The sequence below is a fragment of the Sphingomonas sp. ABOLE genome (assembly GCF_003950455.1).
GTDB classification, from domain to species: Bacteria; Pseudomonadota; Alphaproteobacteria; order Sphingomonadales; family Sphingomonadaceae; genus Sphingomonas; species Sphingomonas trueperi.
On the sequence record NZ_QQWY01000013.1, the window covers coordinates 70,425 to 84,962 of the forward strand.

Sequence of the window (14,538 nt, forward strand, 5' to 3'; positions counted from 1 at the left end):
ATGCAGACGCAAGCGTCCCGTCATCGCACCACGGTCAGTCGAACGGTCGTGCCGACGGGGACGCCGCGGCGTACCTCCAGCATGCCGCCCAGCGCTGCGGCGCGCTCGTGCATGCCCTTGAGCCCATAATGGCCCGGCCGTTCCCCGGCGGCGATGATCTCGGGAGGAATGCCGCGGCCCTGATCGTCGATCTCGATCCGCAGCCGGCCGTCGCTGCTGTTCACCCGCACCTGGGCGAGCAGCGTGCCGGCATGGCGGCGGACATTGGCAAGGGCTTCCTGCACGATCGCCAGGATCTGCTCGAGCTCCTCGGGCAGGAAACGCAGCGGCGGCCCTTCGCGGCTGACGGTGACGATCAGCCCTTCCTCTTCGAGGCAGCGGGCAAGGTCGTCGATCAGCGGCTGCGGATCGCCGGGACCGGTGATGCGGCGGAGCGCCATCACGCGGTCGCGCGCCTCCATCATCACGTCGTCGGCGCGTTCCAGCGCGCTGTCGATCAGCGTCTGCGCCCGGGAGCCCGGTTCGGTCGCATAGGCGGCGGCCTGGAAGCGCAGCATCAGCCCCTGCATGCTCTGGAGCAAAGTGTCGTGCAGCTCGCGGGCGATGCGCTCGCGCTCGGCAAGCTGGGCTTCGGCGCGAGCGCGGGTGCGGGCCAGCTGCTCGCGCAGTCGCCAGGCGTAGAGCAGCCACAGCGCGCCCGCGCCTGCGCCGATCGCCAGCAGCCGGAACCACCAGGTCTGGTAGAAATGCGGGGCGATGGTGACGGTGACGGTCGCGCCCTCGCGATTCCACACCCCGTCATTGTTGGCGGCAATCACCTGGAAGCGCCAGCTGCCGGGGCCGAGATTGGCATAATAGGCTTCGCGCGCGGTGCCTGCGTCGATCCAGCCGCGGTCGACCCCGATCAGCCGGTAGCGGAAGCGCACCCGCTCCGATTCCGCCAGGCTGAGTGCGGTATAGGCGATCCGCAGATTGGCGGTGCCGGCGGGGAGCGCGACGTCGCGCGGGTCGGCATAGCTGCGGTCGTTCGCGGTCAGCCGGAGGATCGTCACCGGCGGCGGCAGCCGGTTGTGGACGATGCGCGCGGGATCGATCCAGCCGATGCCGACATTGTCCGCCACCCAGATGCGCCCGTCGCCGCCGCGCACCGCCGTGCTCTTCTGCGCGCCCTGCTGGGCGACGCCGGGCAGGCCGTCGGCGGCGGTGAAGAGCTGGTGCTGCAGCGCTGCGTGCGGGTCCGCAAAGGCCGCATCGATCGCGGCCTTGCTGGTGCGGACCAGCCCGCGCACGCCGTTGATCCAGACGCTGCCATCGGGTGCCTGGACGATGCCGGTGATGCCGCCAAGCTCGGGCACGCGGCTGTCCGACAGCGCCCGCAGGCGCCCCTGGTCGAGCCGCGCGAGCCCGAGTTCGCCGCCGACCAGCGTGCCCGCCGGCCCCGTCGAGACCATCGCGATGCTGCCCACCCTGTCGCCGGGGATGGCGTGGAGCCCCGCCTGGTCACGTCGATACAGGCGATCCTGCCCATAGAACCAGGTGCCGCCACCAGTGCCCGAGGCGGTGTAGAGGCGGCTCGCCGGCTGGTCGGGGGTGGCCAAAGGGCGCCATCGGCCCGCGGCCAGCTGGAACACGCCGACATCCGCGACCGAGATCCACTGCGTGTCCCCTTGCCGGCCCCAGGTGGCGGCGGGCCCGGGGATTGCCGGGGCCGGTACCGTCGTGAAGCTGTCGCCGTGCAGCCGCACCAGCCTGTCCTGGAGCGACACGATCAGGTCGGTGCCGTCCGCCTCGATCATGGCGATCCCCTGATCGAAGCGGCGCAGCCAGCGCAGCGGCTCGCCGGGGCGGGCGCGATAGAGATTGTGGGGGTTGGCGGCGTAGACGGTGCCGTCCTGCGTCGCTGCCAGCTCGAAGCCGCCGAGCACGGTGTCGTTGACCCGCAGCGCGGTGGCGGCGCTGACCGGTCGCAGGCGAAAAAGGCCGAGATTGGTGCCGATCCACAGATTGGCCTCATGATCCTCCAGCAACGGCACCGCGACGAGCGAGGGCAGGCCCTGCGTGGTGGTGAGGCGGGTGAAGCTGGGCGCGGCGCTGCCCGGATCGCGGGTCTGGAGCACCCCGCCGGCAAACAGCGTCCGCCACAGCGCGCCATCCCGCGTGAAGCGCATCCGATCGGCAGCGGGCGGGTGCATGCCCGGCGGCAGCGGCGCGATCCGCACCCCTGCGGCGCGGGCGCCGGTCGCGTCCGCAGGGCTTCCCGAGACCCAGATCTGCCCGTCCGGCGCGACGGCGAGGCGCACGCGGTACATGCTGCGCGCCACGGGGGCGAAGCGCGTGCTGCCGGGGCGAAGCACCCGGATGTCGGTTTCGGCGGCGACCCAGATCGCGCCGTCGCGCCCGGCAACGACGCTGGAGGCGCGGCCTGCGGGCATGCCGCGATCGGGGCCCATGCGCACGATTCCGCCCCGGCCGATGCGGAACAGGCCGCCTTCCAGGCCGGACATCGCCACCCAGATCGTCCCGTCGGACCCGCGTGCGAACTGCTCCACCACCGCATTGGGCGCACCGTAGCGCGACACCCGGTCACCCTGCAGGTGCGAGACTTGGCCGTCGAAATGGCCGATCCACAGGCTGCCGTCCGGGTCGGCGAGCAAGGCGGTGATGTTGCGCGAGGGGAAGCGGCCGAGGCGCGGTACCACCGGCTCGAAGCTGATTCCGTCGAACCGGTACAGCCCCGCGCCGGTGCCGAGATACAGGAAGCCATCGCGTGCCTGGGCGAGCGCCCAGATGTCGGGCGGGGCGCCGTCGACAAGGTGCCAGGCGCGAAGGTTGTACTGGTCGATGCTGCGCTGGGCCGGCGCCTGCGCGGGCGCGGGCGCGGGCGCGGCGGCGAGGATCGCCGGCACCAGCAGCATCGTCCAGATTCGTCTGCGCCGCATCGCTTGCCTATCGCCTCCGCGGCTTCCGTGCCCTGAGAACGTTCCCCCGGCAAGAGCTCGCGCCGAAGCGTGCGGCAGCTACCATGATCCGCATTGCACGGCACGCGGGGAGCATATAGCCTCGCTCGGCCAGCACACGGGAAGACTCGCCATGACGCTCGTGACGACCCCCTTGGATCGATTTTCGGTGATCAGCACCGGCAACGGCCCGGCCCGCGCGCTTTCCGCCTTGTTCGGCGCGCCGCTGCGTGCCGATGCGCATCTCGATTATTCAGAAGCGACGGTGCGCCAGCGCAGCCTGTGGGCCGCGAAGCTCGACTCGGCGATCCTCCATGCCGAACGGCCGGTGCTGCTGATGGCGAACGGCGCGAGCTGCTTCGCCGCGACCTGGTGGGCCCGGCTCTCGCCGCGCGACTATATTACCCGCGTGGCCGGCGCGCTGCTGATCGATCCGATCGCAGGGGAGGGCGATGCTGCGCATTTTGCCTCGCCCAGGATCAAGCTGCCCTTCCCCTCGCTGCTGCTGAGCGGCGACACGCCCGATACGGCAGTGAGCGAACGGGTCCAGGCGCTGGCAACGGGCTGGGGCAGCGCGGTGGGCGGCATGCCCCAGCTGCCGCATGCCCGCCGCAGTGGCAGCCACTGGCAGGGCGCCCGCGATCTCGTGCTGCGGATGACCGCGGGAATCGTCGAGCGCCGCGCCCAGACCGCCGACGCGCTGGCGGCGGTGCTGGCGCCCGAGCAGGACTGAAGGTCGCGCTCAATCCCTTTTGGAGAGGGGGCGGCGCTGGTCGAGGTCGAATTCGTCGCCATGGCTGAGCACGTGCAGGCGGACGTCGTGCATCGATAGCGTCCGCTCCGGGCTGGCCTCGGCGATGTTCGAGCGGGTGACGCCCGAGCCGTCGACGATATAGACCGCGCCGGCCCCGGCGACGCGGAAGCAGCAGCCTTCCAGCACGATCGCGGTATCCTCGTCGATGCCGATGCCGAGCACGCGCGGGTTCTGCGCCACCGCGCCGAGCAGCCGGCCGATGCGACCGCGCTCGGCGAAATGCTGGTCGATGATCACGTCGCGCACCAGCCCGAGGCCGGGCGCCATGTGGAGGTCGCCGATGCGGTGCGATTCGGCGCTGGAGCCCTTCACCAGCATCGTCTCGCTCATCACCGACGCGCCCGCCGAGGTACCTGCGATCACGCCGCCGCGCGCATGGATGTCGCGCACCATTCGCTCGACCGGGGTGTCGCCGATCTGGCTGGAGATGCGCAGCTGGTCGCCGCCGGTGAAGAAGATGCCCACGGCATCGTCGAACACCGATTGCGTCTCCTGCTCCAGCGTCTCGCCGCGTTCGTGGACATAGAGCTCGATCAGATTGTCGACGCCCAGCGCCCCGAACGCCTTCTGGTAGGTGCTGAAATAGCCGTCGGGCTGGTGGCTGGCGACGGTGGCGATGACGAGCTTGCCGCCGTTCACCCGCTGCGCGACCTCCTTGAGGATGGTCTTGTCGCCTTCCTTGTCTTCGTGGCCGCCGATGATGATGAGCGGTCCGCCGGAGTCAGTCATGCAGCAAGTCCTTCAATTCGTCGCGGTGAACGCCCGCGCGCGGGGCATCGAGCCCGTGGGAATGGAGTGCCAGCGCGAAATGATCGCTGTTATGGGCAATGCCGAAGGCGCCCGAGCGCTCCACAACGATCGCGCCCGCCTCGCCGCCGACCCGGCTAAGCCGCGCTATGGCATGCTCCGCCGCCTCGCCGGCCGAGCCGCCGCGTTCGAGCGCGTGCATCACTTGCGCGGCGAGCATCGTCCGCAGGATCGCCTCGCCATCGCCGGAAAAGGCGCAGCCGCCCAGCGTGTCGTCGGCATAGAGGCCCGCACCGGGAACGGGGGAATCGCCGATCCGGCCGGGATGCTTGCCCGGCAGCCCGCCGGTGGAGGTCGCCGCGGCGATCGCGCCAGTGGTGTCGATCGCAACGCAGCCGACGGTGTCGTGTGCCTTGCTGTTCTCCGAGGCGAGCGCCTCCGGAGAGAGCATGGTCTCGGCCTCGACGAGTTCGATGCCGTTGTCCGCCGCAAACCGTTCCGCGCCCTCGCCGGCGAGCAACACCGGGCGGGCGGGGAGCATCGCCCGGGCGACGCTCACCGGATTTCGGACGCGCCGCACGCCCGCAACGCCGCCCAGCGCAAGCTCCGTACCTTCCATCAATGCTGCGTCCATCTCGACGGTGCCGTCGCTGGTGAGCACCGATCCAAAGCCGGCGTTGAACACCGGATCGTCCTCCAGCACCCGCACTGCCGCCTCGGCCGCGAGCACGGCGCTGCCGCCCGCGCGCAGCACTGCCGCACCTGCTTCGGCGGCGGCGGCGGTCCCGGCGCGGTTGCGATCGTGGAGCGCCGGATCGATCGTCTTGGCGCCGCCATGGACGAGGATCGCCCAGCGTGTTGCTTCAGGCATGCAGCTTCTCCCGAACCGCCGCTTCCGGCCGGAAGGCGAGGATTCGGTCCCACACCGCCTGGATCGCGCTGGGCATGATCACCAGCAGGTCGCCGGGGCGCCCCAGTTGCAGCACCATGTCCACCGCCTCCATCTCGTCGACGATGCGGTGCACCTGCTCGGGCCGCATGCCCGCCGCCATCGCGCCTTCGGACATCAGCCCGTTGGTCTCGCCGCGCGGGCGGCCACGGCCGTCGGGCGCCTCGCGGAATACGATCTCGTCGAAGATCGCGCCGGCAAGCTGGCCCATTTCGACGATGTCGCAGTCGCGCCGGTCGCCAGGGATGCTCACCATGCCGATCACCCGGTGGTAGCGCCCGCGCATCCGCTCGATCACCTGGCCCAGCGCCTGCAGCCCGGCGGGGTTGTGCGCATAGTCGAGGATGTGGCGGCGGCCATGCGCATCGTGGAGGTTGAGGCGGCCCGGCGAATCCTCGAACGAGATGCTGAAGGCGCTCAGCCCGTCGCGGATCGTCTCGATCGACAGCCGCTGCGCCGCGCACATCGCGATGGCGGCAAGCGCATTGGCGATGTTGAAATCGGCGATGCCTCCGAGCGTCGCGGGAATGTCGGCGGCGGCCATCACCTCGATGCGCTCGCCGTCGCGGTGGAGGACGATGCAGCCGCCATAACTGCCGGGCTCGCGCACCACCGCCATGCCGCCCTCGGCGATATGGTGGCGGAGGTGGCCGGACAGGTCCGAACCGCCGTTCAGCGAGAACCAGACGATCGTGCCCCGCGCATGGCGGGAGATGCGGTGGCACATCGGATCGTCGGCGTTGAGCACCGAATGGCCCCGGCGCGCGACGCTCTCCACCACCACGCCTTTCACCTGGGCGAGTTCCTCGATCGTATCGATGCCCTTGATCCCGAGATGGTCTGCGGTGACGTTGAGCACCGCGCCGACATCGGCGCCGTCGAAGCCCAGCCCTTCGCGCAGGATGCCGCCGCGTGCCGTCTCCAGCACCGCGACGTCGACCGCCGGGTTGCGCAGCACGGTGCGCGCGCTCTTCGGCCCGCTGGCATCGGCTTCGGCCATCAGATGGCCGTTGAAATAGATGCCGCTGGTGGTGGTCATGCCCACATTCCTGCCGGCGTGGCAGAGGATGCGCGCGACCATCCGGGCGGTGGTCGACTTGCCGTTGGTGCCGGTGATCGCGAAGATCGGGATGCGGCTGCGACGCCCCCGCGGGAACAGCATGTCGATGACCGGCGTGGCGACGTCGCGCGGGGTACCGCTGGAGGGCTCCAGATGCATGCGGAAGCCCGGTGCCGCGTTGACCTCGACGATGCCGCCGCCGGTCTCGCGCACCGGGCGGGCAATATCGGGCGAGAGGAAGTCGATCCCGCACACGTCGAGCCCGACCACCGCCGCCGCCTGCTCGGCGATAGCGCGATTGGCAGGGTGGATCACGTCGGTGCGGTCAACCGCCGTGCCGCCAGTGGAGAGATTGGCGGTATCGCGCAGGATCACCTGCTCGCCCGCCATCGGGATGGTCGCGGGCGTGCGGTCGCTCTTCTCCAGCAGCGCCAGCATTGCCTCGTCGATGATAATACGGGTCAGGACATTCTCATGGCCGAAGCCTCGGCGGGGGTCCTGGTTGAGGTCGTCGATCAGCTGGGCGATCGAATGGAAGCCGTCGCCGATCACCTGCGCGGGCACCCGCTCGGCCACCGCGACGACCTTGCCGTTCACGACGAGGATGCGGTGGTCGTTCCCCGGCACCTGCTGCTCCACGATCACGCGGCGGCCATGCTGGAGCGCGAGGTCGAAGGCGGTGCGCAGTGCGTCTTCGTCGGCGATGCCGGTGGTGACGCCGCGGCCGTGATTGCCGTCGAGCGGCTTCACCACCACTGGCCAGCGCAGGCGCCTGGCCTCGGCGAGGGCTTCCTCCACCCGGCGCACGACCACACCGCGCGGGACCGGCAGCCCGGCCTCGGCGAGCAGCTGCTTGGTCATTGCCTTGTTGCCGGCAATGTCGACCGCGATTTGCGCGGTGTCGCCGGTGATGCTGGCGCGGATGCGCTTCTGGCGGCTGCCATGGCCGAACTGGATCAGGCTCTGCTCGTTGAGCCGCGCGACGGGGATGCCGCGCCGCTCGGCTGCCTCGACCAGCGCGCGGGTGGTGGGCCCCAAGGCGCTGGTTTTGAGGATTGCCTGCAGCGACGCGATGATCGCGCGGACGTCCTGAGGCGCGTCGAGCGGCGCCACACCCAGCAGCTGAAGACCTTCCACCTTGCGCAGAGGCTCCGGCAGCAGATCGGCGACCAGCCGGATCGCGGCGAGGCCGGCGGCGAGGGCCAGCGTCTCGTCGCGATAGGTGTAGAGGATGTTGTACACGCCCGGCCGGTCCTTCACCGAGCGCGTCTTGCCGCGCGTCACGCGCGATCCGGCGAGGGTCTGCAGCTCCAGCGCGACATGCTCGATGATGTGACCCATCCACGTGCCTTCGCGCAGCCGCTCGACGAAGCCGCCGGGGCGTTGGTAGCTGCAGCCATGCACGCCCAGCCCGGGGAGGAGGGCGAGCAGCGCGTCGGTCACGCCCGGCAGCTTGTTGCTCGGCCATTGTTCCAGATCGCGCAGATCGATCTGGATGCGGATCATCGGGCGCGTGCTGAACAGATGCGGGCCGCGATAGACGCTCCGCTCGAGCACCCGCAACCCGTTCGCCGAAGCCGGGCGCACGAAATCGGCCGGCTGCACCAACGCTGTCATAGTGGACCTCTAGAAGGGACGCCGAGGGCCAGCGTCTGAGCCGATGAAACGGCCCAGATTTCCCCGCGTTCCGCGACTGATGCGGATCAACTATTTGAAGTAAAACTGTCTTGTCAGGCCTTGAGGATCAGTCCCTTGCGGTCCATCCACCAGCCCACCGCCCAGCACAGCATCGTATAGGCGAAGGCGCAGAGCAGCGACCCGAACGGCCCCGGCGCGATCGCTTGGAAGATGCCCACGCCCGCCGCACCGTACACGCCGCCATGCTCGCCCGCCGGAATCATCCCCAGCACGGTGACGAACAGCTCGGAGAAGAGGTAGATTGCCAGCGGGTTGCGCCCGAGGATGGTGAAGAAGCGGCTGCCGCGCTTGAAGCCGGCGATCTCGATCAGCCAGATCGTGGCCCCGAGCAGCAGCAGGTCGAGCCCGACGGTGAGCAGGACATAGGAGCCGGTCCACAGCTTCTTGGCGATCGGGAACCAGGGCGACCAGGCGAGCCCGGCTACGACCAGCGCGACGCCGACGAGCGCCATGCGGCCGACGGTACGGCGCAGGTCGCCGCCCTGGACGATGGCGAGGCCCGCCAGATAGCCCGCAATCACGTTGACCGTGGCGGGCAGGGTGCCCAGCAGGCCTTCGGGATCGAAGCCGGCGTCCTTCTTGTAGAGATGGCCGGGTCCGAGCAGCCACAGGTCGATCTGCGTGCCGATATTGGCATATTTGTCATAGGCCATGCCCGGCGGGCTGAAGACGAGCAGGGTCGTCCAGTAGCCGAGCAGCAGCGCGATGGCGGCGAGCAGCAGCTGGCGGGGCTTGAGCCAGCGGATCAGCAGGGCGGCCAGCACATAGCAGAGCGCGAGGCGCTGGAGCACGCCGGGCACGCGGGTGAGCGCGAAGGGCTTGAGCTCCCAGCCGTTCGCGCCCTGCTCGACGAAGGGGAACCAGTACATCAGATAGCCGAGCACGAAGATGATCGCGCCGCGTTTGAACAGCCGGGCGAGGAACGGCCCGGTCGCCACCGGCTTGCGGAAGGCGAAGCTCATCGCATTGCCCATCGCGAACAGGAAGGTGGGGAACACCAGGTCCGCCAGGGTGAAGCCGAACCACTTGGCATGGACCAGCTGCGGATAGGGCTCGGCGCCCGGGCCGGAGGTGTTGACCAGGATCATCAGGAAGATCGTGGCACCGCGAAACACGTCCAGCGCGAGGAAGCGCGGCTTGCCGGCGAGCGCGGCGACGGTGTTGGCCTGGGTCTCGGTCATCGGGCTTCGCTTTCTGCGAGGAGCGTACGGGCAAGGGCTAGCGGGGCCGCGGGTCGCTGGCGAGCCCACATCTTGCCGTCCTTGAGCCAGGCGGCCTGCCAGTCGCGGATCGCGGCGGCGGTGGCCTTGGCGTCGAAGTCGGTGTGCGCGGCAGCGGCGGCACGCTGGGCGGCGAGGAAGCGCTGCCAGCGCGGCCAGTAATAGCCGGCGTACAGCCCCTGCCACGCGCGCGAGGCATAGTCGGAGAGGTGTCCGGTGCCGCCCCAGACCGTCACCACTGCCTTGGCCTGCTCGACGAACGCCGCCTTCTCGGCGGGCGTGTCGCCATAGGCGGCGGCATCGGTGAGCCAGCTGCCCAGTGTCTCCTGCTGGTTGCCGGCGATGGAGTCGATGTCGTGCGCGAGCTTTTCCGCCGCCGCAGCGGCCCGATCACCGGTGGCGAGGTCGCCGGCCTTGTAGGCGGCGGTCGCCGTCTTCAGCCGGTCGTCGAGCTTCACGCTGGCATAGTGGCGGGCGAGGTCGACCACGTCATAGGTGTAGAGCGGCTCGCCGGCGTGCTGCGGCGCCTGGGCGAGCAGTGCTTCGATTCCGGCGCGGAGTGCCGCCGGGTCGCCCGGGGCGGCGGGATAGTCCGCGCCGTCGAGGCTGGGGAATTTGAACAACAGATAGGCGCCGGCCTGCTCGCGCCACCAGCGCGGGGTCCAGTAGCGGGTGGTGTAGGCACCCGCGATCGCCTTGTCCCAGGCGGCGACCAGCGCGGGCGAGGTCTTGCCGTAGCGGGCCTTGGTATAGTCGCCCAGCCACGCATCGAGCGGGCGGGCATCGCCCTTCGCATCGATCTCGCCCCAGGCGAGGTCATAGGCATAGGCATAGGCGATGCTGTTGCTGTGCAGCCCTTCCGGGAACAGCCCGAAGCCACGCATCCGCCCATGGTCCGGGTTGGCAAGCGCGGCGGTCATGTCGCTGCGGTAGAAGTTCAGGTCGCCATAGACCGGGTTGCTGCCGCCGTAATTGTGGACATAGCCGTACGCCCAGCCCTTGCCGTAAAAGGCCTCGGTCGCGTTCCAGATGCCGGGATAACGATCGTTGCCGATGTCGAGCACCAGCATGCGCTCGTCGGGCACCTTGGAGAGGAAAGCGGCAATCGCGTCGGGCGTCCAGAAGGCCTTGTCGGCGCCGAACAGCCAGCCCTGCATCACCCAGGTCGCGCCCGGCGCGGCGGCAGTGATCGAGCGGTAGAGCCGCTCGCCATAGGCTGCGAGGCGGGCGTCGCGCACTTCCTTGGGAAGTGCTGCGGCGCGCGTGGCGGCGGTGTTGGCGATCGCGTCGCCATAGGTCGCGGCGCGGGCGTCGCTGCCGTCCTCGGCGATCGGCGGCACCATCTCGTTGAAGGCGTCGGCGAGGTAATATTCGCCGGGGCCATAGGTCGCGGTGTAGAGCTGGAGGAAGCGCGCGGCGAGCTTGGCGAAGAGCGGGTCGGACGGGTCGAGCCAATAGGTGCCGGGAAAGCCCTCCCATTGCCGCATCTGGTAGATCTTCGCCTCCGGGTGCGCCTTGGCGAAGGCCTCGGGAACATAGCCGGAGAAGGCCGGCAGGATCGGCTTCATGCCAAGCGACCGCATCCGGGCGAGGATCTGGCGCTGCAGGACGCGCTTCTTCTCGATCCAGTTGGCCGAGAGCGGTGCGCGGTAGCCGGCGATATTGCCCATCCGCTGCCAGGGGAGGAAGGGCGCGGCGGAAAGGCCGTCGGCGATCTGGGCGTCGTTCATGCCCTGCTCGCGCCACATCGCGCGCCAGACATGCTCCTGCCCCTCCATCGCCAGCGGCGTGTCGACGCCGTGCGCGGCCATCCAGTCGATCTCGCGCTCCCAGCGGCCCCAGTTCCACCAGGGGGTGGTGTAGCCATAGGTGCAGGTGTTCAGATACGTCCGCAGCGAGAAGGGCGAGGCGACCACGCCGCTGTCATAGCCGTCGCGCAGCGCCAGCGGGCGATTGCGGACGCCCTCCCAGGAAACGAACAGGCTACCCTGCTGGCCCAGCGCGCGGGCGGCACCGCGCACCAGCGCGACGGGCGAGGTGCCTTCGATCCGCAGCCGCCCGCCTGCGGTGCGGGCGCGGAACTGCGGGGTGGCGCCGGGAGCCAGCGCCAGGTCGATCCTGGTAGTGTCGGCGCCGAGCCGCGCCAGCACGGCGCGCGCGGCGGCGGTCTGCGCTTGCGGCGCGGCGGCGGGTGCCGGCCGGCCGGGCAGCGCCGCGGCGGGGGTGGCAAGGACGAGCGCGGCCGCGACCGGGCCGAGCAGGGGAAGGCGGCGGGTGACGGATACGACCAAGTCAGACTCTCCAGACATCGAAAACGATGGGGGCGGCGCCGTCGTCACGGCGTCGCCCCCGGGTATTGTTACATCTTCAGCGTTGCCGACAGGTAGAAGCTGCGGCCATAGAAGCTGCTCTCCTGCCATACCGCCGGATCGCGGAAATAGGCCTGTTCGCGGCTGTTGTTGAGGTTGATCACCCCGGCCGCGAAAGTCAGCCAGCTGTTCGGCGAGTAGCCACCGCTGAGGTCGAACTGGGTGCGCCCCTTCACGACATGGCCTTCGCGGGCGAAGAAGCTGTCGGCGCTGTTCTGCTCGTAGCTGCTGCGGTGGTTGATCGAGAGGCGGATGTTGAACTGCTCGTTCTCCCAATAGGGCGAGACGTTCCACGTCACCTTCGACAGGTTGCGGATCGTATAGCCCGTGCCGATCGCCACCTTCTGCGGATAGACCCGGGTGAAGTTGGCGAGCAGCCCGAGGCCGTCGAGCGGCAGGATACGATCGAACGACTGGTTCCAGCTGATCTCGAAGCCCTTCACCCGGATGGTGCTGGGATCGTTGAGCGTCTGGGTGATGTCGTAGATATTGCCCCTGGCATCGACGCAGTCATTGCCCGCCGTGCTGAGCGCGGTGCCGTTGAACGACGTCGGGCAGATCAGGCGCGAGAAGGTGCCGTTCTTGATCCATTTGTAGAAGCCGTTGAGCGCGATCGTGCTCGAGCGGGTGGGATACCATTCCACGCCGAGGTCGAGCTGGTTCGCGGTCAGCGGCTTGAGACCGGCCTGGCCGAGATCCACCGTGATCGTATTGGTATTCGCCGGGAAGGTGTTGGGCGAACTGCTGGTGGTCTGCGCCATGGACGTGTTCGAATCCATGATCGGGCGGACCAGCACCTTGGCCGCGGCGAAGCGGACCTGCACCGTGCGCGTCGGCTCCAGCACCAGGTTCAGGCTGGGCAGGACATTGTCGTAGCGCTGCTCGACGGCGTACTCGCCCACCTTCTGCTGCACTTCTTCATAGCCGTCGGTGCGCGGGGCGGTGATGTTGCCCTGTACCTTCTGCTTGGTGTGCTCGTAGCGCACGCCGAGATTGCCGCGCAGCGTCATCCCGCCGAGCTGGGTGTCGATGTCCGCCATCGCATAGGCCGAGGGCATGAAGCGATCGACATGGTAGCTGGCTTCGGGCGCGAAGATGTCCGGCACGGTGATCCCGGCCGCGGCCAGCGCCTTGTCATAGGCGCCGAGATCGGGGCCGATCCAGGCGCCGGGGATGCCCGAATCGCCGTTGAGGAAGCCCGAGACCGGATAGTTGCTCGTCGCCATCTGCGGGAAGATCGGGCTGGAAGGCTTCGGCTGGTCGGCCAGCGCGATCATGTCGTGGCGGCTCACGTCGCGGCTGAAGATCTCGTGGCGATACTTGGCACCGACGCTGAACTTGGTGAAGGGGCCGAAGGAGACTTGCTTGTACAGATCCGCCTGGCCCGAGGTTTCGCTCGACGCCATCTGGCGGGTCGCGCCGTTGGGATATTCGTTGCGGGTCAGCGTCGCCGGGGCGTAGAGCGCGGTGCTCGAAAGATCGGTGCCGACGCTATACTTCACCGAGTCCGGGTTCGAGAAATCGATCGTCGCGGTGGGGATGTTCACCCCCAGGATCGCGGCGGCCTCGCGCTGATAGGTGCTGCCCTTGGTGTAGTTGAACACCGTGCGCGCCGACCAGCCATCGTCGCCGGTCCACTTGCCCGAGAGCGTATAGCCCTGGCTGACGAGGTTGCGATCCTCGTGCTGGCGGTTGTTCTCCATGGTGAAGTTGGTCGCGGTCGCCTTGGTGGCGACGCCGTTGACGACGTTGCTGCCGACGATGCTGGAGGTGTTGAACAGGAACACCTGCTGGTTCACGTCGTAATCGGTGATGTCCTTGGCGTAGATCGCGCTGGCATCCACTTCGATCCGGTCGCTGGGGCGCCACTGGACGCCGCCGCTGCCCATCAGCCGTTCGGTATCGCGGTCGATGCGGCGATAGCGCGGGCGGCGGGGGACGGTGACGGTGGCCCCGGCGGCCGTCTGGGTGGCCCAGCGGTCCATCCAGAAATAGTCGGCGCGATCCTTCAGCTTCTGGTAGCCGAGATTGACATAGACGCCGAGCGTGCCGTCGGCGAACTGGTCGACATAGCTGCCGCTGATCTTCGGCGTGATCTTGCCGCCGGCATATTCGGAATTCTGGCCCTTCACCGACAGGACCAGCTGGCGCTCCTTATAGTCGAGCGGCATCGTCGTCTTGATGTTGACCGTGCCCGAAAGGCCGCCCGCATCCATGTCCGCCGTCGGCGACTTGATCACCTCGATCGCGTTGGCGAGTTCGGTCTGGATGATGTCGTAGCGGAAGCCGTCGGTGAAGTCGGCGCTCTTGAAAGTCTGGCCGTTGACGGTGGTCATCGCATATTGCGGGCCCAGGCCGCGAATGCTGATCGTCGCGCCGCGCCCGTTGATGTTGGACATCTGCACGCCCGAAATGCGCTGGATCGCCTCGGTGATGTTCTCGCTGGGGAACTTGCCCAGATCCTCGGCCGAGATGCCGTCGGTGACGCGGATGTCCTTCCGCTTGGCTTCGATGGCGTTGTCGATCGACGCGCGGATGCCGTTGACGACGATCTCGCCGTCTTCCTGCCCTGCCGGCGCGCCGTCGGTCTGCGCCTGCGCGGCGGTGGCGAAGCTGAGCGCGGCGATGCATCCCGACGCGAGCAGGATGGTTTTCGCAATCGTTCTCACTGGCGTGCGAAGGCTTTGATCCGTCGGCATTTCATACCCCCCGAGTGGTTGAACC

The 14,538-nt window shown here is 68.8% G+C and carries 8 protein-coding genes; 1 reads left to right on the plus strand and 7 read right to left on the minus strand.

Annotation, left to right across the window (positions count from 1 at the left end):
- Positions 1 to 20: 20 nt before the first annotated feature.
- Positions 21 to 2,939 carry a sensor histidine kinase gene (locus CA234_RS10205; RefSeq protein ID WP_126001620.1) on the minus strand — a complete coding sequence of 973 codons (2,919 nt, stop codon included), beginning with the start codon at positions 2,937 to 2,939 and terminating at the stop codon, positions 21 to 23.
- A gap of 151 nt (positions 2,940 to 3,090) precedes the next feature.
- Here CA234_RS10205 and CA234_RS10210 point away from each other — a divergent pair, with 151 nt between their 5' ends.
- A complete protein-coding gene (locus tag CA234_RS10210) occupies positions 3,091 to 3,690 on the plus strand; it encodes an alpha/beta hydrolase (protein WP_126001621.1) in 600 nt (199 codons plus the stop codon).
- A gap of 9 nt (positions 3,691 to 3,699) precedes the next feature.
- Here the strand turns inward: CA234_RS10210 and CA234_RS10215 are convergent, their stop codons facing one another.
- The 6 genes from CA234_RS10215 to CA234_RS10240 all read right to left on the minus strand — a co-directional run bounded on the left by CA234_RS10215 (position 3,700) and on the right by CA234_RS10240 (position 14,483).
- Positions 3,700 to 4,500 carry a cyanophycinase gene (locus CA234_RS10215; protein WP_126001622.1) on the minus strand — a complete coding sequence of 267 codons (801 nt, stop codon included), beginning with the start codon at positions 4,498 to 4,500 and terminating at the stop codon, positions 3,700 to 3,702.
- A complete protein-coding gene (locus tag CA234_RS10220; RefSeq protein ID WP_125976528.1) occupies positions 4,493 to 5,389 on the minus strand; it encodes an isoaspartyl peptidase/L-asparaginase family protein in 897 nt (298 codons plus the stop codon). Before CA234_RS10220 ends, CA234_RS10215 begins: the two co-directional genes overlap by 8 nt.
- Positions 5,382 to 8,144: a cyanophycin synthetase gene (gene cphA / locus CA234_RS10225; protein WP_126001623.1), complete on the minus strand. Its 2,763-nt coding sequence runs from the start codon at positions 8,142 to 8,144 to the stop codon at positions 5,382 to 5,384. Before cphA ends, CA234_RS10220 begins: the two co-directional genes overlap by 8 nt.
- Before the next feature lie 113 nt (positions 8,145 to 8,257).
- Positions 8,258 to 9,406: a heparan-alpha-glucosaminide N-acetyltransferase domain-containing protein gene (locus CA234_RS10230; RefSeq protein WP_126001624.1), complete on the minus strand. Its 1,149-nt coding sequence runs from the start codon at positions 9,404 to 9,406 to the stop codon at positions 8,258 to 8,260.
- Entirely contained in the window at positions 9,403 to 11,736 is a 2,334-nt protein-coding gene (locus tag CA234_RS10235; RefSeq protein ID WP_241213435.1) for an alpha-N-acetylglucosaminidase, read from the minus strand. The genes CA234_RS10230 and CA234_RS10235 overlap by 4 nt, the downstream gene beginning before the upstream one ends.
- A 68-nt stretch (positions 11,737 to 11,804) precedes the next feature.
- Complete coding sequence (locus tag CA234_RS10240; protein WP_241213436.1) at positions 11,805 to 14,483, minus strand: TonB-dependent receptor; 2,679 nt, start codon at positions 14,481 to 14,483, stop codon at positions 11,805 to 11,807.
- Positions 14,484 to 14,538 lie beyond the last annotated feature (55 nt).